This window comes from Kribbella sp. NPDC054772, from assembly GCF_053611945.1.
On sequence record NZ_JBSHBJ010000005.1, the window covers coordinates 35,004 to 54,916 of the forward strand.

The following is a 19,913-nucleotide window of genomic DNA, read 5'->3' on the forward strand; positions in this document are numbered from 1 at the left end:
TATGAGCTGGTGGGTCCTGCACGTGGACATGGATCAGTTCATCGCGGCCGTCGAGATCCGGCGTCGGCCTGAGCTTCGCGGGCTGCCTGTCGTGGTGGGTGGGTCGGGCGACCCGACCCAACCACGGCAGGTGGTCGCCACCGCGTCGTACGAGGCACGGGAGTACGGCGTGCACTCGGGGATGCCGGTGCGGGCGGCGTACAAGAAATGTCCGGACGCTGTCTTCCTCCCGTCGGACCCGGCCGCGTACGAGGCCGCGTCGACCGAGGTGATGGACACGCTGCGGACGTTCCCGGTGGTGGTCGAGGTGTGGGGCTGGGACGAGTGCTTCGTCGGCGCCGAGACCGACGATCCGGAAGCGCTGGCGGCTGAGCTGCGGGCCGCGGTGGCGGAGCGCACCGGGCTCACGTGCTCGGTCGGCATCGGCGACAACAAGACCCGCGCGAAGCTGGCGACCGGCTTCGCGAAACACCAACGCTCGCACGCCGTCCCTTTTGAGAGCGCCGACGGAGCCAGCAGCGCCGACGGCGTCTACCGCCTGACCGCGGCCAACTGGCGCACCGTGATGGACCATCGCCCGGTCCGCGACCTGTGGGGCATCGGCAGCCGGATGGAACGCAACCTCAACGAACTCGGCCTCACCACGGTCGCCGACCTCGCCACCGCCGACGTCGAGGGTCTGAAGAAACGCTTCGGCCCGAAGATGGGCGCCTGGTACGCCGCCCTGGGCCGCGGCCTCGGCGACACCCAGGTCACCGACGTACCGCGGGAGCCGGTCTCCCGCAGCCACGAGGAAACCTTCCCCGAGGACCTCGCCGACCGCGCCGCCGTCGAACGCGAACTCCGCCGCATCGCCGTCGAGGTCACCGAGGAAGTGGTCGCCGAAGGCCGCACCATTCAACGCATCGCGGTCAAGGTCCGGTTCATCAGCTTCTACACCCCCATCAAGAGCCGCAAACTCAAGTCCCCCACCCAGGACCCCGAGATCATCGCCACCACGGCCCTCGCCCTCCTCGACAAATTCACCTTCACCCGCCCCATCCGCCTCCTCGGCGTCCGCGTCGAATTCCTCCCACCCCAACAGTCCGACTGAGCGCCTTATATAACTTTGTTCAGCTAAAGTTATATAGTGGTCGAGGTGAACCAACCCGGAAGGACCCCGCTGGCAGTCGGCTGGGAGCGTTGCGCGTGGGAGGGCACCGACGGGCCGATGTCCCGTCGCGAACGCGCCGCCACCCGGGGCTTCTACCTGGCGTCGATCCCACCGGCGATCTCGGGCCTGGACTTCGCCGTACCGCCCGACGTCGCGGCCGAGGCAGAGGACGCCCTCGTCGAGATCTCGCGCTTCGATGCCGAACTGTCCGCCGCTCTCCCGCAAGCAGATGGCGAGCTCGCACCGCTCGCCGTCGTCCTGCTCCGCACCGAGTCGGCCTCCTCGTCCCAGATCGAAGGTGTCACCGCGGGCGCGAAGGCACTGGCGATCGCGACCCTGAACGAGTCCGCCGGCCAGAATGCCCGGATGGTCGCCGCCAACGTCGAGGCGATGCAGAAGGCGATCGACCTGGCCGACGACCTCAGCACCGATTCGATCCTCGCCGCTCACCGCGCGCTGATGCACGATCAGGCCTACGCGCTTCCCGGACGAACTCGGGACGGCCAGGTCTGGATCGGGGGCGGCCCGACCCCGCACACCGCGACGTTCGTCCCACCCCGGCACGAACGGGTCCCGGCGTTGCTGGACGATCTCGTCTCCTTCTGCCGGCGTACGGATGTCCCGGTGCTCCCCCAGGTCTCCATCGCGCACGCCCAGTTCGAGACGATTCACCCGTTCAACGACGGGAACGGACGGACCGGCCGGACTCTGGTGCACGCGATGCTGCGCCGGTCCGGCGTGACCAGGCGTCTCACGGTCCCGGTCTCGGCCGGTCTGCTGATCTTCACCGAGGAGTACTTCGACGCGCTCGGCTCGTACCGCGAAGGCGACCCCACACCGATCGTCAGGCAGTTCACCCGCGCCTCGTTCGCCGCCGTCAGCAGCGGTCGGCAACTGGTCGACGACCTCACCGCAACCTTCGCCGTCTGGGAGGACGTGGTCCGGTCCCGGAAAGGCTCAGCCGCCCGAAGACTCCTGCCGCACTTGCTCAGTCAGCCGGCCATCACCGTCAAACACGTCCAGCAGCACCTAGGGGTCTCCCAGCCGGCCGCCCAGCGTGCCGTCGACCAGCTCGTCGCGACCGGAGTCCTCAGACAGATCTCCACCGGAAAGCGGAATCGCGCCTGGATCGCGCGCGATGTGATCGCAGCGCTCGACGATTTCGCAGCCCGCTCCGGCCGCCGCGGCTGACCCCGACCTGGACGAGCGCGGCAGGCTCCTCAGGTGGTGCTGAGGGTGCCGGCCAGGCGGGTGTGGCGTTCGGCGCTGGCGGGGTTCAGGCCGGTGATCTCGACGGTTTTGCCGTAGCGGGCGTACTTGGTCGTGATGGCGTCGAGGGTGGCGACCGTTGAGGCGTCCCAGATGTGGGAGTCGCTGAGGTCGAGGACGACCGTGGACGGGTCGTTGCGGTAGTCGAACTGGTACACCAGGTCGTTGCTGGAGGCAAAGAACAGCTCGCCGGTCACGGTGTAGACCTTGCGATCACCGTCCTGTACGCCGGTGACTGTGGTGAAGTGTGCGACCCGGCGGGCGAACAGCACCATCGCGACGACCACGCCGACGACGACGCCGATCGCCAGATTGTGGGTGATGACGACGACCACGACGGTCGCGAGCATCACCAGGGTCTCGCTGCGCGGCATCCGGCGGAGCGTCTTCGGGCGGATGCTGTGCCAGTCGAACGTACCGACCGAGACCATCACCATCACCGCGACCAGCGCCGCCATCGGGATGTCGCCGACCAGATCGCCGAGCCCGACCACCAGGATCAGCAGGAACACGCCGGCCAGGAACGTCGAGATCCGCGTCCGTGAACCGGAGCCCTTCACGTTGATCATCGTCTGGCCGATCATGGCGCACCCGCCCATACCGCCGAAGAGGCCGGTGATCACGTTCGCGGCGCCCTGGCCCCAGGCCTCACGGGTCTTGTCCGAGTGTGTGTCGGTGACGTCGTCGACGAGTTTCGCGGTCATCAGGGACTCGAGCAGTCCGACGAGCGCCATGCCCACGGCGTACGGCGCGATGATGCGCAGCGTCTCGAGATTGAGCGGGACGTTCGGCCAGAACAGCGACGGCAGACTGTCGGGGAGCTTGCCCTCGTCGCCGACGGTCGGCACGGAGGTCGACGTCAGTACGACGATCGCCGTGACAGCGAGGATCGCGACGAGCGGCGCGGGCACCGCCCTGGTGAAGCGCGGGAGCAACACGATGATCGCGACACCGACCGCGACGAGCGGGTACACCAGCCACGGCACGTGGACCAGGTGCGGGAGCTGCGCGAGGAAGATCAGGATCGCCAGCGCGTTGACGAAGCCGACCATCACCGACCGCGGGATGAACCGCATCAGCCGCGCAACGCCGAGCAGACCGAGCCCGATCTGGAGTACGCCGGCCAGCAGTACGGTTGCGACGAAGTAGTCGAAGCCGTGATCACGCATCACCGGTGCGATCACCAGCGCGACCGCGCCGGTCGCCGCCGAGATCATCGCCGGCCGACCGCCGAGGAACGCGATCGACACCGCCATCGTGAACGAGGCGAACAGGCCGACGCGCGGATCAACGCCCGCGATGATCGAGAAGCTGATCGCCTCCGGAATCAGCGCGAGCCCGACGACGAGGCCGCCGAGTACTTCGGTCCGCAGCCGCCCGGGCGACCGCAACGCCGCACGGACCGAGGTGATGTCGGGATTTTCGGGCATGGCTGACTCAGGCGTCAGCGACGTCATGCGAACTCCAGGTCGAGGAAGGAGCGAGGCGGGCGAGGAGCACCAGAACGCCGCAACCCTACCCGAACGTAAGAGTAGAGTTGAACTCGTCCTGCCGGCCGGACGACGCCGGAGCGTTATCCTTCCCGGACCACGAGCCGTGCCGGCGGCGGACGAAGGCGTCAGGAGAGCGCACACGATGGGCGAGCACATGCAGATCGGCGAGGTCGCCGACCGCGTCAAGCTCAGCCTGCGCACGATCCGCCACTACGAAGAGGTCGGCCTGGTCCCGCCGTCGGCCCGCAGCAAGGGCGGCTTCCGCCTGTACTCCGAGTCCGACGTCGAGCGACTGCTCCTCATCAGGCGGATGAAGCCGCTGGGCTTCACCCTCGAGGAAATGGCGGACGTCCTGGACCTCCTGGACAAGCTGTCCACGGACACCGCTCCGGAGTCCCGAGCCGCCCTCCTCGACCGCCTGACGATGTACCACGAGGCAGCGGCCAACCGGATCGTTGCCCTTCGGGAGCAACTGGACGTCGCGATCGGTTTCGCGGACAAACTGCAGGAACACCTGGACGTCCACGCACCGACCAAGAGCTGACACCCGCCGGGCACGCCGCGCGCCTGCCCGTCCAAGCCCGGCGCAGGCGTTTGAGGGGCCGGCCCCTCAAACGGTGGGGTGCGTAGCCAGAATTTCAGCAGGCATCCCGCACTTTGAGGGGCCGGCCCCTCAAACGGGACCAGCCGGGCGGCGGAGGGGCGGGCGGCTCAGCTGGCGATGTCAGAGGTTGTAGGTGCGCGTGGCCGTGGTGGCGAAGACGGACTCGCGTTCCGCGGGCGTGAGGTTCGAGGTCAGGGAGTCGGCGGTTTCGACGACGTCGGCGTACGACGCGGCGAGCAGGCAGACGGGCCAGTCGGAGCCGAACATGACTCGGTCCGGGCCGAAGGCGTCCAGGACCACGTCGGCGTACGGCTGCAGGTCGGCCACCGTCCACGACGACCACGGAGCCTCGGTGACCATGCCGGAGAGTTTGCACGTCACATTGGGGAGCGCGGCCAGCTCGCGGATCTGCCCCGCCCAGGGCCCCAGCGGCTCGCCGATGACGGGCTTGGAGATGTGGTCGACGACGAAGGTCAACTGCGGCAGGTTACGAGCGGTCTGGATCGCGGCCGGAAGATGCGGCGTCTTGGTGAGGAGGTCGTACGCAAGGCCCGCGTCGGCGACCGCCGCGAGGCCGCGCTGGACGTCGGGCCGGAGGAGCCAGTCGACGTCCGGTTCGTCGTGCACCTGATGCCGGATCGCCTTCAGGTACGAGCCGTCCGACCGCGCGATCAGCGACTCCAGCGTGGCGCGAACATCGTCCGCGGCGAGATCCACCCAGCCGACCACGCCGGCCACCAGATCGTTGCTCGCAGCAATCTCCAGGAACTCGCAGGTCTCCTCGACCAGCCCGACGGTCTGCACGACGACCGTCGACGTCACGCCGGCGGCAGCGGTGAGCGGTGCGAGATCCTCGATCGAGAAGCTGCGCCGGATGGGGTCCAGCTCCGGACCCACCATCCAGCTCTGCTCCCGGACACTCAGATCCCAGACGTGGTGATGCGCATCGACTCTGCTCATCCGCAACCCTTCCTCAGCCGACCCGACGGTCGTCGATCGCGTCCTGGTTCCAGTCGATCCCCAGACCCGGCGCGTCCGGGGCGACCGCGTGCCCGTCGACGATATCCATCTCGGTCGACGTGATCGCCCGCAGTTGCGGGATGTGCTCGACGTACCGCCCGTTCGGTACGGCGGCCGTCAGGCTCACGTGGAGCTCCATCAGGAAATGTGGACACACCTCGAGGTTGAACGTCTCGGCGAGGTGCGCGACCTTCAGCCACGGGGTGATACCGCCGATGCGCGCCACGTCCACCTGGACGATCCCGGCGCCACCCGCGGCGAGGTACTCCCGGAACTGCGAGACGGAGTACAGCGATTCGCCGACCGCGATCGGGATCGACGTGGACTCGGCCAACCGGACATGACCCGTCACATCGTCAGCGGGCAACGGTTCTTCGAACCAGGACAGGTCGACGGACTCGAACGCGGCGGCCCGGCGCTTCGCCTCGGCGTATGTCATCGACTGGTTCGCGTCGACCATGATGTCCATCGAAGGACCGACCGCGTCACGTACGGCGCGCAGCCGCTCCACATCCTCGTGAACACGGGGTTTGCCGACCTTGAGCTTCACGCCCGGCCAACCCGCCTTCTGCGACGCCAGCGCACCGGCGACGAGCTCATCGGTTGTCAGATGCAACCAACCGCCCTCGGTGTCGTACAACGGCACCTGCTGGCGATAGCCACCTGCAAGACGCCACAGCGGCTCACCGGCTCGCAGGCAGCGTAGATCCCAGAGTGCGGTGTCCACTGCGGCCAGTGCGAGGGATGTGATCGCACCGACCGTGGTGGCGTGCGTCGACCAGAACAGGTCCGACCAGAGCGCCTCGACGTTCCGTGCGTCCGTTCCGACGAGTCGCGGCAACAGGTGGTCCCGCAGCAACGCCAGTACGGCGGTGCCGCCGGTACCGATCGTGTACGAGTACCCAAGACCCGTCAGCCCGTCCGCGGTGGCCAGCGAGACGAAGATCGTCTCCTGTTTGAGGAACGCCTGCACGGCGTCGGTCCGGACGGTCTCGACCTCGAGGTCGACCAGGTAGGCCTCGGCCCGGACGATCGCCGTACTCACATTGCCTCCACGATCCTATAGGATATTGCGCATCCTGATGCTCCCGCTTCACACTGGACGCGTCAAGGCGGACTGCGCGTCGGGCAGAATGTTTCCGGGAGGAGCGACACGTGACTGATGCACATGTAGGCCTGGCCGGGCAGCTCAGCCGCCTGCCCCAGCGACAGGTGCTGAGCGACGACGTCTACGAGACGGTCAAGGGCCTGATCATGGACAGCGTGGTCGAGCCCGGCACCCGCCTGAACATCGACGCGCTCACCCGTGAGCTGGGCATCTCGCAGACCCCGATCCGGGAGTCGCTGGCCCGGCTGGAGTCCGACGGCCTGGTGATCAAGGAGCCGCTGCGCGGGTACCGCGTGTCCTCCCGGCTGACCCGCGCGGAGTTCGAGGACCTGTTCGAGTACCGGCTGCACATCGAGCCGTGGGCGGCCGGCCGCGCCGCCGAGCGGTCCGGCACCGAGGACCTGGCCCGGCTCAAGGCGGAGATGCTGAGCTACACCGACGTCCCCGACCGGCCGGCGTACGAGAGCTACCGGGCGATGGCCGCGCACGACCAGCGCTTCCACGACCTGGTGCTGGAGCTGTCCGGGAACGAGACGGCCCGGCTGTCCTTCCAGCGGACACACTGCCACCTGCACCTGTTCCGGCTGTACTACGGTGGCGGCATCGCGACGAAGGCGTTGCGAGAGCACAAGACCGTGGTGACCGCGGTCCGCAAGGGTGATCCGGAGGAGGCGGCCGCGGCGATGCGGGCGCACATCGAAGCCTCACGCGCCCGCCTGCGGCCGATCTTCGACCAAGACTGAATCCGTCCTGAGGAGTCCTCTGTGGAACTGCTGCGCCTCGGCGCGGTCGGCGAGGAGCGCCCGTACGTGCGCGCCGCCGACGGCACCGTTCACGACCTGAGCCCGCTGACCGCCGACATCGACGGGGCCTTCCTCGCCGCCGACGGCATCGCCCGTACCCGCGCCGCGCTCGACGCCGGCGAACTGCCGGTCGCCGACACCGAGGGCCTGCGCGTCGGCGCCCCGATCGCCCGCCCCGGCGCGGTCGTCTGTATCGGGCAGAACTACGCCGCACACGCGGCCGAGTCCGGCGCCGAGCCGCCGAAGCAGCCGATCGTCTTCTTCAAGCACCCGAACACCGTCGTCGGCCCGTACGACGAGGTGCTCGTCCCGCGCGGCTCGGCCAAGACCGACTGGGAGGTCGAGCTCGCCGTCGTCATCGGCAAGCAGGCCCGCTACGTCGAGACCGACGAGGACGCGCTGGCCTGCATCGCCGGGTACGCCGTGTCGAACGACGTCTCGGAGCGCGCCTTCCAGATCGAGGTGTCCGGCGGCCAGTGGTCCAAGGGCAAGTGCTGCGAGACCTTCAACCCGTTCGGCCCGGCCCTCGTCCCGGCCGACGAGGTCGACCCGACGAGCCTCAACCTGCGCTCGTGGGTGAACGGTGAGCCGCGGCAGGACTCGAACACCCAGGACATGATCTTCGGCGTCGCCGCGCTGATCCGGGACCTCTCGCAGTACATGGTTCTCAGCCCCGGTGACATCGTGAACACCGGAACCCCGGAGGGCGTCGCCCTGTCCGGCCGTTTCCCGTACCTGTCGCCCGGCGACACCATGGAGATGGAGATCGAGGGCCTCGGCAAGCAGAAGCAGACCCTCGGCAAGGCCTGAAAGAACTGTCCCCGGCCGGTCTTAGGGTCGGCCGGGTGACGGACTACCTCGCCGATATCAGCAGCTCCTACGACAACGTCGCGGTCTCGTACGCCGAGCTCGTGGTGGACGCCGCCGACTGGGAGGGCGAGGCGTTCGACCTGCTCGCGAGGCTGATCCCGGACGGGCCGGTGCTCGACGTCGGCTGCGGACCGGGGCGGACGACCGGCCTGCTGGCCGCGCGCGACCTGCGGGTTCTCGGGATCGATCTGTCCCCCGGGATGATCGAGGTCGCCCGCCGGGACCACCCGGACCTCGACTTCCGCGTCGGCTCGATGACCGCGCTGGACCTACCGGACGGCTCGATGTCCGGCGTGGTGTCCTGGTGGTCGGTTATTCACCTCCCACGCGACGTCGTCCCGCAGGCGTTCGCCGAGTTCCACCGGGTGCTCGCCCCCGGCGGAGTCCTGCTGATGGGTTTCCACGTCGGTGCCGAGTCGACCCACAAGACCTCCGGGTACGGCGGTCACGCGATGAACATCCACGTCCATCGGTGGACGGCCGCGGCCCTGTCCGAGATCGCGGTCGAGGCAGGCTTCACGCCGTACCTCGACGGGGAAATTCCCGGTGACCGGCTGATCTTCCACAGATAGCCTCGGCGCATGACAGCGACCGAGGCCGCGGAACAGTGGCGAACGCGCGGGTTCGTGGTGCTGCCGGGGTTTCTGTCGGCGGCTGACCTGGCGCCGGTGGCCGGCGAGCTGCCGACGATGTTCCCGACACCGGAGGGCTTCCACGACGGGACCGATGAGCGGCGATCGCGGTACGTCGAGGACGAGTTCGACGGGATCGACGTGTTCCCGTTCAGCAGCCCGGAGTTCAGTTTGCTGGCCGTTCACCCGAGGATCGTGGAGCTCGCGGAGACGTTGCTCGGGCAGTCCGATCTGCGGTTGTCGTCGGCTGAGGCGTGGGCGAAGTACACGGGTGCGACGTCGTACGACCAGGAGTTGCACCGCGACTACCTGAACCAGACGATCGTCGTACCGTCGGCCGAGGACCGCTTCCAGCATCTGGAGCTGTTCGTGTTCCTGGTCGACGTACCGGAGGAGCTCGGCCCGCCGCACCTGGTGCAGTACGAGCACACCGCCGAGCTGCCGATGAACCCGAACTTCTTTCCACGCTCGGGCGGCAAGGGCGACTTCGTGTCACCTGACGACAACACCCGCCTGTACGACGCCGAGCAGTCAGGCGCCGGTCCGGCCGGGACGGTGATCGCGTTCAACACCCGCACGTTCCACCGCGGCACGGGACTCCGCAGGCCCCACGGCGCGCGGTACTCGATGCAACTCGTCTACCGCCCGGCCGAGGCCGACTGGGGCCAGCGCGTCGCCTGGGCCGCCCGCAGCCACGAGCCCGCCTGGTACGACTTCGTCCACCGAGCCACGCCCCGCCAGCTGGCGCTCTTCGGCTTCCCGCCGCCGGGGCATCCCTACTGGACCCCGCAAACCCTCGCCGGCACCGCCGAGCGCTACCCGCGCCTGGACCTCACCCCCTGGCGCTAGCGGCGGACTACAGGTCGTCGACGTACGGGGTCTGGCCGGTGAAGGTCAGGCGCCAGTCGGTGTTCAGAGCGTCGACGGTGAGGTCGTAGCCCTGGCGGCGCGCGGTGAGTTGGTGGTGACCGTCGACGACCTCGGAGATGGTGACTTTCCAGTCGCGAGCCTCGAGGGTTTCGGCGGCGAAGCTGATCTGTGCCTCGGGGTCGGGCGTGATGGTGGGGTCTCCGGTCTCGACGGTGATGGTGCACACGGACTCGGGGCCGTGCGGGTCGGCGAGCGCGGACTCGTCCACCGGGCCGACGTCCTGCGTCACCGCCGGGGTCTGGTCCGGTACGACGATTGCCGCCACCGCGAGGAGTTCCGAGCGGAGGAAGTTACGAGCTTCGGTCAGCGTCACGCTTCCGTGATACACCGTGCGGCCAAGGCTCGCGAGGCCACGCCGCGTTTCGAATTCATGAAACCAGCGGTGTCTCGCCGGTGAACGTTATCCGCCAGTCAGTGGTCCACGCGTGGACCGCGATCTCGTACCCATTCCGGACGGCCGCGACCCGAAAATGCCCGTCCTCCGGGGCCGCGACCTCCGCGGTCCACCCCCGGGCGCGCAGTGCCTCGGCTGCGGCTGCGACCTCCGCCTCGGGATCCGGCGCCGACGGGTTCCCGGTCTCGACGGAGATCCGGCACACGGTCGCCGTCCCCCGGCCGTCGAACAGTACGCCGGGATTCACCGGCCCCGGGTCACGCGTCACCACCGGCCGCTGACCGGGTACGACGGCTGCCGCCACCGCCAGCAACTCATCCCGCAGGAACTCCCGCTGCTCGCTCATCCCCGTCCACCTCCCGACGGCCGCGACCGCCCTGTACCCGCCGCCCGCGATCCTCCGATACTGCCCCGTCCACCAGCCCCACGCCCAGTGACCCCACGCCCCACAACGCCACGCTCCCCAGCCACCTGCTCCGCGGAACTCCACCCCGGCGCCCGCTCCCCGACAGTCGGACCAGCGCCAGCCGGACCGCTGGCACTCAGTTTGGCGGCGTTCGCGGGGGCTTCTTCGCGTCCGGACGGTGCGGGTGAAGTATCGCGGGCGTGCCGGGAGTGTTTGGTGAGTGCTGCAAGTCCGTCGAACACCCGCGACGCCGTCTTCGCGGCCGCGTTGAAGGCGTCGCCCCACGACGCGCCGAGGAGCAGCTTGGTCTCGGCGCCCCGGCTGGTGTTCGTGCGGGTGATGTCCTTCAGCTTGCCCGAGACCACCCGGCCGATGTTGCGGAGCGCCTCGCTGTTCGGGCGGTAGTACTCGTTGTGCCAGCGCACCGACACCGCCTCGTCGCGGGCGAGCGGGTCGTTGGTCTCCATCCGGATCGCGTCGACGAACGTCGCGGGGTCCGGCCCGTGCCACTCCGAGAGCGCGACATAGTCGCCGGGCGCGCGCTCGACGTACAGCGTCGTCGCCGGTGTCACGAAGTCCGACGCCTCGTCGACGCGCTTGTCGATGCCCGGCGACCCGGTCATCACCACCTGCGGCGGACGGGCGCCGACCTCGAGCGCTTTCCCGACCACTTTCGTGCCGTACGAGTGCGCGACGACCGTGACGTCCGCCTTCTCCGCCTTGAGCTCGTCGACCTCGTCCAGGAACACCTTGAGCCGCGGCCCGCCCTCGGCCGCCGCGTCGTCCTCCGCGGCCTTGAGCAGGCCCTGCGGCGAGCTGTAGTCGAGCCAGACGATCACCGCGGTCTCCGGCCCGGCCTCCTGCTTGATCAGGTCGCCGCGGTCCGACTGTCCGGAGAACGTGTCGAGGCTGTTCCCCATCCCGGGAACCAGTACGGCGACGTGCTTCGCCTTCGGGAGCTCGCCGAGCACCTCGATCGCCCGCCCTTGTCCCTTCGGGTCGACCTTCAGGAACTGCCGCTGCCGCTGGACGTGAACGACGTTGCCGTCGGCATCCGTCTCGCTCACGGTGACCGGGGCCAGCAGCTCCTCGACGGTCTTCAGGCGCTTGAGTTGCTCGTCGTCCGCGGTGCCGTCGTCGGCCGCCGTCTGCAACCGCTCGCGAGCAGCCTCGAGCACCGCCAGATTGGCGCGGAACCGTTCGGCCAGTTGATCAGCCTCAGCCATGATGACTCCCCGTGACAGCCGGTCACCTGGGCGTGAGACCGGGCCACCGGCAGTTTGTCAGGCGGAGGGCACGAAGGCCAGAGACCAGTTCCCGCTGTGGTGGGACAGGCTGACCGTGGCGAGCGGCCGGACGTCGACATGCCGCAGCGACTCGGCGGGCGCGTCCACGACGTACAGGACGATCGCGCGGACCACCGCCGGGTGGACGACGGCGAGGATCGCGCTGGGTTCGTCGTGCTGCCCGGCCACGTCCCCGAGCCAGTCGGCGACCCGGGCGAGGACGTCGTTCTCGGTCTCGCCGCCCGGCGTTGCGGTGTGCGGCCGTTCGAGCCACGCCGAGACCCGCGTCGGGTCGGCCGTGAGCAGATCCTCCAGCTCGCGGCCGGCCCAGTCGCCGTACTCGCGGTCCCGCAGCTCGGGCGCGACGATCGCGTCGTACCCGAGCGCAGCGGCTGTCCGTACGGCGGCCTGCTCAGGTCCGGAGTACACGGCGTCTGCCGAGAGCTTCAGGTCGCGCGCCGCCTCGACACTCGCCGCGTCCGGCTCGGCGTCGCCGCCGAGCACGAGTCCGCGCAGTGCGGGTGTCAGGGCGTGCGCGACCAGGGTCAGCGTGGTCAAGCCGCAGCCACCTTCGATCGGATCGGCCGGCGGTCCACCGCGGCCGCGTACCCGAACCCGAGCAGGAGCCACAGCGTCGCCTGCGTACCGAGCGAGGCGAACCGGAACTGCCACAGCAGCGTAGCGGGGAACGTCTCCGGAACCTCGTTGATCCGCGGCAGGATCAGGTACGCCGCCACGACGGTCGCGAGCAGTCCGACGACACCACCGGCGAGGCGGGCGACATCGCCGTACCGCGCGGCCCAGCGGGACAGGGCGACCCCTGCCCACACCGCGAGCAGGCCGATGACCAGGGTCAAGAGGTAGGTGACGGTCCGCCGGGTGATGGTGTCGGGGTCACCGACCGCCGGCGGATTGGGTGGGTACTTGAAGAACGGGACGAGCACGATGCCGATGAAACCCGCGGCGGCGAGTCCGAGCGCGGCGTACGCGTCGTTGCCGGTCCGGAGCTTGCGGCGGAGCAGCGTGAACGCGACCGCGAACAGGCCGCCGAGCGCGACGCCGTACAGGCTGGTCGCGAGAAACAGGCCGGCCCGCTGGCCGTCGCGGCTGACCAATGGCTGTTCGTCCTCCGCCTGGTCAGCGTGGTTGTGGTCGTGAGTGTGCGCGGCACCGGCCTCTTCGATCGCGATCGCCGCGTCGACACGCGGCTCGCCCATCACGTAGGCGAACGTTCCGGCCAGCAGGCCGGCGAAGAGTCCGACGATCAGTCCGCGCACCAGGAGCGATCCGAAGGTGCGCATCTGATCTAGTGGCAGGGCACGCCGAGCAGGTGGCGACCGTCGTGCATCAGCTCGTGCAGGTACATCCCCGACTGGGAGACCGCGCCCTGGTCGAACCCGACCAGGTAGGCGAGCAGCAACATCAGGCCGACGCTGGTAAGAGCAGCAGCGAGAAGCTTGGGCGAGAGAGCCGGTACGGCGATCGTGCGGGCAGGAGCTGCCATTGAACTGAACCTCCTGGGGAAGTGCGCGTCCCCTTGGAAAGGCTGCTGTGCCCGAGCGTCCTGACTCACGAACCGAAGCTCGCTCACAGTGGCGCGGCCGTGCCGGACTCTCACCGGCTTCCCTCATGGCACCGCAGGTTGACCCTGGAACGGTAGAGCCCACACCGAACCCCGGTCAACGCGCCACGGCGCGCCGGTGACCAATCCCACCCCCACCCACCAGCCGCCCGGCGTGCGGCATGACCGCCCACCTGCCCAGCCCCTCGCTCCACCACGCCGGCAGCCCACTTCCGACGTACACCGTCGTGCCGCTCGCCTCACGACGCCCCCCAACCCAACCCCGACGTACGGCACTCCGCCGCTCCCCCACCACGTCCACTCCGCGCACCCCCATCCCCACGCGACCACCACCCTCGGCGTCCTCAACTACTGCCGAGTCGTGGCAATTGGCATGTGACCCCCAACGCGAGTCGTGAGTTCCGGCTGTCGATTTGCAACCAGGACCCACGACTCGGCGGGATCGCCGCGGGTAGGAGCCGAGGCGGGACGCCGGCCCGAGCATCGGCTTCTGCTGGGTGGGCATCACGCTCAGCTCGAAGGCGCCGCGAGCCGAGCGGTGAGTGAGGGGAGCGTTTACTCTGGGTGGATGCCGTCCGCTCATCATTTGGTTGCGTTTGCGATTACTGCGTTCATCATCATCGTGGTTCCGGGGCCCAGCGTGTTGTTCATCGTGGGGCGGGCGTTGGCGGTGGGGCGGCGGGAAGCCGTGTTGACGATGGTGGGGAACACGTTGGGTGCCGCGACGATGCTGGTGTTGATCGCGCTCGGGCTCGGGACGTTGATCGCCGCGAGTGCGGTCGCGTTGACGATCGTGAAGCTGGGCGGGGCGGCGTACCTGATCTATCTGGGGGTGCACGCTTTCCGGTCGCGGAAGTCGCTCGCGGAGGCGCTTGCCAGGGGGGTGAAGCCGGGGAGCAGCCGGAAGACCGTGCGGCAGGGGTTCCTGGTCGGGGTGACGAACGCGAAGACCGCGGTGTTCTTCGCGGCCGCGCTGCCGCAGTTCGTGGACAAGGGTGCGAGCAGCCCGGCGTGGGCGCAGATCCTGGTCCTCGGGTTGATCTTCATCCTGATCGCGCTCTGCTCGGACAGCGTCTGGGCGGTGGTGGCCGGTACGGCGCGCGAATGGTTCGCCCGCTCGCCGCGCCGGCTCGAGCTGGTCGGTGGCACCGGTGGTCTGATGATCATCGGTCTCGGCGCCAGCATCGCCGTCACCGGTTCCAAGGAATAGCTCAAACAGCAGCGGTACGTCGTCCCGCCGCGACACCGAGCAGCGCCAGCAACGCCGGGACACCGAACGCGACGACGTACGCCATGACCGCGGAATGCGGCTCCATCGCGGCGAACAACGACCCACCGATCGCCAGCACCGTTGCCGTGGACAACGAATCGCTCAGCTGCAGCGCGGAACTGTTCACACCCTGCTCGTCAGGCTCCGAGTACTCCAGCACCAGCACGGAAAGCGTGGGGAAGACCGTACCCATCCCGAGCCCGGTCAGGCTCCATCCGAGGATGCCGACGACGACCGGTACGTGCGGGTTCAGCGTGAGCGTGGCGGTGACGATGCCAAGCACGATCAGGATCATGCCGGCCTGCAGGAACACCTCGTGCGAGAACGGCTGCTTCGGGCGCCCGCGGTACCACGACGCCGCGGTCCAACTGAGCGCGCTGACGGTCAGGACCAGCCCGGCCAACGAAGGGGACAGCCCGCGCTCGCGGGTCAGCATCAGCGGAAGGAACACCTCGGCGCCGAATCCGGCCGCGGCGACCAGGCCACGGAGCGCGATCACCGAAGGCAGTCCGCGACCGAAGGTGAACGTCCCGCGCGGCAGCAGCCGCGGCCCGAACGCGATCACCCCGGCCAGGCCGATCACGAGCAGCGCAATCTGGAGTACGCCGTGCTGCTGCCCGCCGTAATGCAGCAGTCCAACCCCGACGGCCGCCGCGACCGCCCACAGCGCGCGCTTGTCCCAGAGTTTCCCGGGACGCGGCTCGTGCGTGTCGCCGCGAGCCAGTCCGGGCCGCATCACCAGCGCGGCCGGGATCGCGAGCGCGGGAACGGCGAGGAACACGATGCGCCAGCTGGCGTGCTCGACGATCAGTCCGGCGATCGCGGGACCGACGAGTGACGGCACCACCCAACCGGTAGCGAAGGCGGCGAAGATCCGCGGCCGTAGCCGGGCCGGGTACAGCTGCCCGACCACGACGTACAGGGCGACCGTCAGCAGACCGGAGCCGAAGCCCTGGATGATCCGGCCGATGACCAGGACCTCCATCGTCGGCGCGAATCCCGCGATCAGCAGGCCGGCCAGGAACCACGCCGTACCGTGCCAGAGCGGGCGGGTCGGGCCTTTCAGGTCGCTCCAGGTACCGGAGATGACCATCGCGACGACACCGGAGGCGAGTGGTCCGCCGAACGCGAGCGCGTACAGACTGAGGCCGTCGAGCGCCTGGGCGACGGTCGGCATCGCCGTCGCGACCGCGAGCGACTCGAACGCGACCAGGGTGATCAGCGCGACCATGCCAACGGTCAAGGCGCGGTACTGCGGGGAGAGAACGCCACCGGTGTCGGCGGCAGGCCCGGTCGCGGGCTCGGCAACGGTCGTCATGCCGAGAAGCTTCGGACCTCAAGTGCGCTTCAAGTCAACTAGAGAATCGCGGCGAACACCAGCGCGAGGATCGGCGGGACGGCCTGGGTGGCCGCGGCGCGCAGCATCCGGCGGTCGGAGGCGAGCAGTACGACGCCCGCGCCGGCCATGCACGCACAGGCGAACAAGGCGATCGCATGGCCCTTGTCGCCGCCCCAGATCAGCCCGCCGAGCGCACCGATCGCGAGGAACAGGTTGTAGAACCCCTGGTTGAACGCCCACGGCCGCGCGGCCGCCATCTCGGTGTCGTCCTTCACCAGGAACCGCCGGTACGTGCTCGGCTTGCGGAACAGCAGGCTCTCCAGCGCGAACACCACGACATGGAACAGCCCGGCCACTGCCACGAAGATCTGTGCGATCAAACTCATCCGCGTCCTCGCTTCGCTGCGGGCGCGGCTGAGGCACGAGACGCACTGTGCTTGATGATGAATTCGCTTCGCTCATTCATGGCGGGAACGTACCGTCAAGCCCGCCAATCCGTGGCGAAGGCACGCGCTGGGTTGTCCCGGAACACCGCGTCCGCGACGTCCGCACCGAAGTACCGCGTGATCCGTGGTCGGAGGTGGGTGAGCAGGTACGGCATCCCGGGCCCTTCCCCGGTCGACGCCCGGGCGCGGGCGCTCGTGGTGTCGCCGCCGAGCAGCAGCCGGTCGGTGTACCCGGCGTCGATGAGCGCGGCCAGGCAGTCGGTCAGTCGCGGATCGGTCGCGTTGTTCGCCCGCGACGGCCCGTCGAACGCCAGCCACGCGCCACGCTGCGCCAGTTCGAGATGCACCCGATGATCCGGGAACCGGTTGAGGTGCCCGAGGATGACCGCCGCCGGATGCACCTCGAGCTCGTCGACGAGCAGATCGAGTACGGCGTCCGCCGCGGATCCGAGCTCGTGATGGACAGCGATCGGCGCGTTCGTCGCGTGGTGCGCCTCGGCCGCGGCGCGCATCACGAGCTCCGCGTGCGCGTCGAGCACGTGGAATCCGCCCGCGACCTTGATCAGCCCGGCCCGGACCGGCGTCTCGCCGATACCGGTCGTCAACTCACGGACGAAGATCTCGGCCAGCTGGTCACGGATCTCGTCGACGTACCCCTCGGGGTAGTGCTCGCGCCGGTGCAGTCCGGTCGCCGCGACGATCGACACCCCGGTGCCGGTGGAGATCCCGGGAAGCGCCTCGGCGCCTTGGTGCAGACCGTGCGGGGTCCATTGCACGATCGCCTGGCCGCCGGCCCGCGCGAACGCCCGCACCTCGGCGACCGCGGCCGCCTCGTCGTCGAGCTCCTGACCTGGTAAGAGCGCGGAACGGAAGAACAGGTGGTCGTGCGCATCGCACACCCCGAGCGCTTCCGGCGCGAGGTCGTTCAGGACCGTTCGAATCCGCATCAGCATCCCAAGGTCAGGTCACGGCACCGCCAGTGGCACCGTAACCCAACCTCGAGATCTGGCTCAGGCCGCCTGCTTGCCCGGCGCCCGGCGGCGCCGGCCGCGACCGGCCGAGCGGCGGGACGGACCCGAGGACCGGCGACCGCCGGCCTTCGGCGTCGTCGACCGAGGTGCCGCCGGCTGCTTGGCCGCCGGGGCCGGCGGGGCGACGTACGTCCGCTCGCCCGGGGCCAGCTCGGACAGCAGCGGGTCGCCGGCGGTGAGCTTGGTGATCTTCGGCGCGATACCGGCCTTGCGGGTCAGGTCGCGGACGTCCCGGACCTGGTCGTCGGTCATCAGCGTGACGACGGTGCCTTCGGCGCCGGCCCGAGCAGTCCTGCCGGAGCGGTGCAGGTAGGCCTTGTGCTCGATCGGCGGGTCGGCGTGGATCACCAGCGTGACCCCGTCGACGTGAATGCCCCGGGCCGCGATGTCGGTCGCGACCAGCGTCCGCGCCGTACCGTCGGCGAAGGCTTCCAGGTTCCGCGTACGGGCGCCTTGGGACAGGTTCCCGTGCAACTCGACCGCGGGAACACCCTGGGCGATCAGCTTCTTCGTCAGCGCCTTCGCGCCGTACTTCGTCCTGGTGAACACGAGCGTCCGTCCGGGCGCCGCGGTCAGGTCCGTGAGCACCGGGAGCCGGGCGTCGGACTTCACGTGCAGGACGTGGTGGGTCATCTTGGCGACCGGCGAGCGGGCCGAGTCGACGCTGTGCGTCACCGGGTCGTTCATGAAGCGCCGGACCAGGACGTCGACGCCGGCGTCGAGCGTGGCGGAGAACAGCAGCCGCTGCGCGGTGGCCGGGGTCGCCTCGAGGAGCCGGCGGACGGCGGGCAGGAAGCCGAGGTCGGCCATGTGGTCGGCCTCGTCGAGCACGGTGATCTCCACCGCGCCGAGCTTCGCGTGACCCGCCTTGACGTGGTCCTCGAGCCGTCCTGGGCAGGCGACGACGATGTCGGTGCCCTTGCGCAGGCCGTTGATCTGCGGGCCGTGACCGACGCCGCCGAAGATCGTCATCGACCGCAGGCCGAGCGCGTCGGCGAGCGGCGTGATCGACGCCTGGATCTGGGTCGCGAGCTCGCGGGTCGGGGCGAGGATCAGAGCGCGCGGCTGATTCGCCCGGCGCTTACCGTTGCCGGTCGCGAGCCGCGCCAGGACGGGCAGGACGAACGCATACGTCTTGCCGGAGCCGGTCCGGCCGCGACCGAGAACGTCCTTGCCGGCCAGGGAATCCGGCAGCGTCGCCGCCTGGATCGGGAACGGCGACGACACGCCGGTCGCGGCCAGCGCCGTCACCAGCCGCTCGGGTACGCCGAGCTCCGCGAACGAGCGGTTGTCGGGGGCAACGGTCTCGGCCGGCTCCTCGAAGTTGCTGACAGCAACTCCCGGCTCCGGTGCGGTGAAGATGGCCGTCTTGGCCGGACCCTGCTGGTTGCGTCCGGCACCGGAACGGCGCCGGCGACGCGGGCGGGTGGATCCGCCGCGGGGGTCACCCTCGGCGGGCGCCGCGTTCGCGGCGGGACGACGCGGATTGCCGGTGGGCTTGCGCGTCTGGGTGGAAGGCTGGTTGTTCGTGCTTGTAGACGTGGGGCGGCGGGCCGCCATAGAAGTACTCCAAAAGTCGGGGGGTCGTCCTGCCCGGCGCGGCCGAGTGTGGCCGCGGCGCGTGGTGGTCGACTGCTGGCGCAGCGTAAGTGCGCACACCGGCCCGAGGCAGAACTGGGCGGGCCGTCTCTTGCATTCTACTGTGCCGGAGGCCACCAGCCGACGGATATTCACCGGATCCTCGTCACACCGGTAGGTTCGGCTCGTGACGACAGACCCTCGGGTGGATCCACCCACGGCGGCCGACGAGCGCGTATTGCTGCAGAGTTTTCTCGACTTCCACCGCGAGACGCTGCTGTGGAAGGTCTCCGAGCTGACCGGCGAGCAACTGGTCCAGCGCGCCGTCGAACCGTCGAGTCTCTCGCTGATCGGGCTGGTCCGGCACCTGAGCGAGGTCGAGAAGTACTGGTTCCACCGCGCGCTCGCCGGTCACCCGTCGCCGCCGAAGTACTGGACCGAGAAGCACCCAGACGGCGACTTCGACCTAGCCGACCCCGCGCTGGCCGAGCAGGACGTCGAGGAGTTCCGCGAGATCGTCAAGACTTCAGACGAGCTGGCCGCGGACTACTCCCTTGACGCCACGTTCGTCCGCCCGGGCCACGAAGCGCCGTACTCCGTCCGCTATCTCTACATCCACATGATCGAGGAGTACGCGCGCCACAACGGCCACGCGGACTTCCTCCGCGAACGCGTGGACGGCACCACCGGCGAGTGAGA

General features: G+C 69.4%; 22 protein-coding genes and 1 riboswitch. Of the genes, 9 read left to right on the forward strand and 13 right to left on the reverse strand.

What is annotated here, in order from left to right:
• The first annotated feature begins 1 nt into the window (after position 1).
• Both ACWGID_RS10450 and ACWGID_RS10455 read left to right on the forward strand, forming a co-directional pair.
• Positions 2 to 1,093 (forward strand): DNA polymerase IV, encoded by a 1,092-nt coding sequence (locus ACWGID_RS10450; RefSeq protein WP_452196143.1) that lies wholly within the window; start codon positions 2 to 4, stop codon positions 1,091 to 1,093.
• A 45-nt stretch (positions 1,094 to 1,138) separates the two neighbouring features.
• On the forward strand, positions 1,139 to 2,344 hold the full coding sequence (locus tag ACWGID_RS10455; RefSeq protein ID WP_452196144.1) for a Fic family protein: 1,206 nt from the start codon (positions 1,139 to 1,141) through the stop codon (positions 2,342 to 2,344).
• Between the two features lie 29 nt (positions 2,345 to 2,373).
• Here the strand turns inward: ACWGID_RS10455 and ACWGID_RS10460 are convergent, their stop codons facing one another.
• The gene (locus ACWGID_RS10460) at positions 2,374 to 3,879 is read right to left on the reverse strand and encodes a SulP family inorganic anion transporter (protein WP_452196145.1); all 1,506 of its coding nucleotides are present in this window, start codon (positions 3,877 to 3,879) and stop codon (positions 2,374 to 2,376) included.
• A 178-nt stretch (positions 3,880 to 4,057) separates the two neighbouring features.
• On the opposite strand from ACWGID_RS10460, the gene ACWGID_RS10465 reads away from it, so the two are divergent.
• Entirely contained in the window at positions 4,058 to 4,459 is a 402-nt protein-coding gene (locus ACWGID_RS10465) for a MerR family transcriptional regulator (RefSeq protein WP_452196146.1), read from the forward strand.
• A 180-nt stretch (positions 4,460 to 4,639) separates the two neighbouring features.
• Here the strand turns inward: ACWGID_RS10465 and ACWGID_RS10470 are convergent, their stop codons facing one another.
• Complete coding sequence (locus ACWGID_RS10470; protein WP_452196147.1) at positions 4,640 to 5,479, reverse strand: amidohydrolase family protein; 840 nt, start codon at positions 5,477 to 5,479, stop codon at positions 4,640 to 4,642.
• Positions 5,480 to 5,492: 13 nt separating this feature from the next.
• Entirely contained in the window at positions 5,493 to 6,584 is a 1,092-nt protein-coding gene (locus ACWGID_RS10475; RefSeq protein ID WP_452196148.1) for a mandelate racemase/muconate lactonizing enzyme family protein, read from the reverse strand.
• A 110-nt stretch (positions 6,585 to 6,694) separates the two neighbouring features.
• On the opposite strand from ACWGID_RS10475, the gene ACWGID_RS10480 reads away from it, so the two are divergent.
• Genes ACWGID_RS10480 through ACWGID_RS10495 form a run of 4 tightly spaced genes read left to right on the forward strand, consistent with a single transcriptional unit; the run spans position 6,695 to position 9,801 of the window.
• A complete protein-coding gene (locus tag ACWGID_RS10480; protein WP_452196149.1) occupies positions 6,695 to 7,390 on the forward strand; it encodes a GntR family transcriptional regulator in 696 nt (231 codons plus the stop codon).
• A gap of 21 nt (positions 7,391 to 7,411) precedes the next feature.
• Positions 7,412 to 8,260, forward strand: a complete 849-nt coding sequence (locus ACWGID_RS10485; RefSeq protein ID WP_452196150.1) for a fumarylacetoacetate hydrolase family protein — start codon at positions 7,412 to 7,414, stop codon at positions 8,258 to 8,260.
• 35 nt (positions 8,261 to 8,295) lie between these two features.
• Entirely contained in the window at positions 8,296 to 8,892 is a 597-nt protein-coding gene (locus tag ACWGID_RS10490; RefSeq protein WP_452196151.1) for a class I SAM-dependent methyltransferase, read from the forward strand.
• 9 nt (positions 8,893 to 8,901) lie between these two features.
• On the forward strand, positions 8,902 to 9,801 hold the full coding sequence (locus ACWGID_RS10495; RefSeq protein WP_452196152.1) for a phytanoyl-CoA dioxygenase family protein: 900 nt from the start codon (positions 8,902 to 8,904) through the stop codon (positions 9,799 to 9,801).
• 7 nt (positions 9,802 to 9,808) lie between these two features.
• Here ACWGID_RS10495 and ACWGID_RS10500 read toward each other — a convergent pair whose 3' ends face one another.
• The 6 genes from ACWGID_RS10500 to ACWGID_RS10525 are packed head-to-tail and all read right to left on the reverse strand — an operon-like array spanning position 9,809 to position 13,472.
• The gene (locus tag ACWGID_RS10500) at positions 9,809 to 10,195 is read right to left on the reverse strand and encodes a hypothetical protein (protein ID WP_452196153.1); all 387 of its coding nucleotides are present in this window, start codon (positions 10,193 to 10,195) and stop codon (positions 9,809 to 9,811) included.
• Positions 10,196 to 10,250: 55 nt separating this feature from the next.
• A complete protein-coding gene (locus ACWGID_RS10505; RefSeq protein WP_452196154.1) occupies positions 10,251 to 10,622 on the reverse strand; it encodes a hypothetical protein in 372 nt (123 codons plus the stop codon).
• Positions 10,619 to 11,908, reverse strand: coding sequence for an alpha/beta hydrolase (locus tag ACWGID_RS10510; protein ID WP_452196155.1), 1,290 nt, complete (start codon positions 11,906 to 11,908; stop codon positions 10,619 to 10,621). Before ACWGID_RS10510 ends, ACWGID_RS10505 begins: the two co-directional genes overlap by 4 nt.
• A gap of 57 nt (positions 11,909 to 11,965) precedes the next feature.
• A complete protein-coding gene (locus ACWGID_RS10515; protein WP_452196156.1) occupies positions 11,966 to 12,526 on the reverse strand; it encodes a histidine phosphatase family protein in 561 nt (186 codons plus the stop codon).
• A complete protein-coding gene (locus ACWGID_RS10520) occupies positions 12,523 to 13,269 on the reverse strand; it encodes a CbtA family protein (protein WP_452196157.1) in 747 nt (248 codons plus the stop codon). Before ACWGID_RS10520 ends, ACWGID_RS10515 begins: the two co-directional genes overlap by 4 nt.
• 5 nt (positions 13,270 to 13,274) lie before the next feature.
• Positions 13,275 to 13,472, reverse strand: a complete 198-nt coding sequence (locus ACWGID_RS10525) for a CbtB domain-containing protein (protein WP_452196158.1) — start codon at positions 13,470 to 13,472, stop codon at positions 13,275 to 13,277.
• Positions 13,473 to 13,509: 37 nt separating this feature from the next.
• A riboswitch (cobalamin riboswitch) is annotated at positions 13,510 to 13,634 on the reverse strand.
• A gap of 484 nt (positions 13,635 to 14,118) precedes the next feature.
• On the opposite strand from ACWGID_RS10525, the gene ACWGID_RS10530 reads away from it, so the two are divergent.
• Positions 14,119 to 14,760, forward strand: coding sequence for a LysE family translocator (locus ACWGID_RS10530; protein WP_452196159.1), 642 nt, complete (start codon positions 14,119 to 14,121; stop codon positions 14,758 to 14,760).
• A gap of 1 nt (position 14,761) precedes the next feature.
• Here the strand turns inward: ACWGID_RS10530 and ACWGID_RS10535 are convergent, their stop codons facing one another.
• From ACWGID_RS10535 to ACWGID_RS10550, 4 genes are all read right to left on the reverse strand, one after another.
• The gene (locus ACWGID_RS10535; RefSeq protein WP_452196160.1) at positions 14,762 to 16,138 is read right to left on the reverse strand and encodes an MFS transporter; all 1,377 of its coding nucleotides are present in this window, start codon (positions 16,136 to 16,138) and stop codon (positions 14,762 to 14,764) included.
• A gap of 38 nt (positions 16,139 to 16,176) precedes the next feature.
• Complete coding sequence (locus ACWGID_RS10540; RefSeq protein ID WP_452196161.1) at positions 16,177 to 16,545, reverse strand: DUF1304 domain-containing protein; 369 nt, start codon at positions 16,543 to 16,545, stop codon at positions 16,177 to 16,179.
• A 95-nt stretch (positions 16,546 to 16,640) separates the two neighbouring features.
• Positions 16,641 to 17,552, reverse strand: coding sequence for a phosphotriesterase family protein (locus ACWGID_RS10545; protein ID WP_452196162.1), 912 nt, complete (start codon positions 17,550 to 17,552; stop codon positions 16,641 to 16,643).
• Between the two features lie 63 nt (positions 17,553 to 17,615).
• Positions 17,616 to 19,196: a DEAD/DEAH box helicase gene (locus ACWGID_RS10550; RefSeq protein ID WP_452196163.1), complete on the reverse strand. Its 1,581-nt coding sequence runs from the start codon at positions 19,194 to 19,196 to the stop codon at positions 17,616 to 17,618.
• 205 nt (positions 19,197 to 19,401) lie between these two features.
• Here ACWGID_RS10550 and ACWGID_RS10555 point away from each other — a divergent pair, with 205 nt between their 5' ends.
• The gene (locus tag ACWGID_RS10555) at positions 19,402 to 19,911 is read left to right on the forward strand and encodes a DinB family protein (RefSeq protein WP_452196164.1); all 510 of its coding nucleotides are present in this window, start codon (positions 19,402 to 19,404) and stop codon (positions 19,909 to 19,911) included.
• Positions 19,912 to 19,913 lie beyond the last annotated feature (2 nt).

Bases quoted from the DNA above. Each gene is read 5' to 3' on its own strand.
- ACWGID_RS10450 (WP_452196143.1), top strand. From the start codon at position 2: ATGAGCTGGTGGGTCCTGCACGTGGACATGGATCAGTTCATCGCGGCC.
- ACWGID_RS10460 (WP_452196145.1), bottom strand. From the start codon at position 3,879: ATGACGTCGCTGACGCCTGAGTCAGCCATGCCCGAAAATCCCGACATC.
- ACWGID_RS10465 (WP_452196146.1), top strand. From the start codon at position 4,058: ATGGGCGAGCACATGCAGATCGGCGAGGTCGCCGACCGCGTCAAGCTC.
- ACWGID_RS10470 (WP_452196147.1), bottom strand. From the start codon at position 5,479: ATGAGCAGAGTCGATGCGCATCACCACGTCTGGGATCTGAGTGTCCGG.
- ACWGID_RS10495 (WP_452196152.1), top strand. From the start codon at position 8,902: ATGACAGCGACCGAGGCCGCGGAACAGTGGCGAACGCGCGGGTTCGTG.
- ACWGID_RS10505 (WP_452196154.1), bottom strand. From the start codon at position 10,622: ATGAGCGAGCAGCGGGAGTTCCTGCGGGATGAGTTGCTGGCGGTGGCG.
- ACWGID_RS10510 (WP_452196155.1), bottom strand. From the start codon at position 11,908: ATGGCTGAGGCTGATCAACTGGCCGAACGGTTCCGCGCCAATCTGGCG.
- ACWGID_RS10520 (WP_452196157.1), bottom strand. From the start codon at position 13,269: ATGCGCACCTTCGGATCGCTCCTGGTGCGCGGACTGATCGTCGGACTC.
- ACWGID_RS10525 (WP_452196158.1), bottom strand. From the start codon at position 13,472: ATGGCAGCTCCTGCCCGCACGATCGCCGTACCGGCTCTCTCGCCCAAG.
- ACWGID_RS10530 (WP_452196159.1), top strand. From the start codon at position 14,119: ATGCCGTCCGCTCATCATTTGGTTGCGTTTGCGATTACTGCGTTCATC.
- ACWGID_RS10535 (WP_452196160.1), bottom strand. From the start codon at position 16,138: ATGACGACCGTTGCCGAGCCCGCGACCGGGCCTGCCGCCGACACCGGT.
- ACWGID_RS10540 (WP_452196161.1), bottom strand. From the start codon at position 16,545: ATGAGTTTGATCGCACAGATCTTCGTGGCAGTGGCCGGGCTGTTCCAT.
- ACWGID_RS10545 (WP_452196162.1), bottom strand. From the start codon at position 17,552: ATGCGGATTCGAACGGTCCTGAACGACCTCGCGCCGGAAGCGCTCGGG.
- ACWGID_RS10550 (WP_452196163.1), bottom strand. From the start codon at position 19,196: ATGGCGGCCCGCCGCCCCACGTCTACAAGCACGAACAACCAGCCTTCC.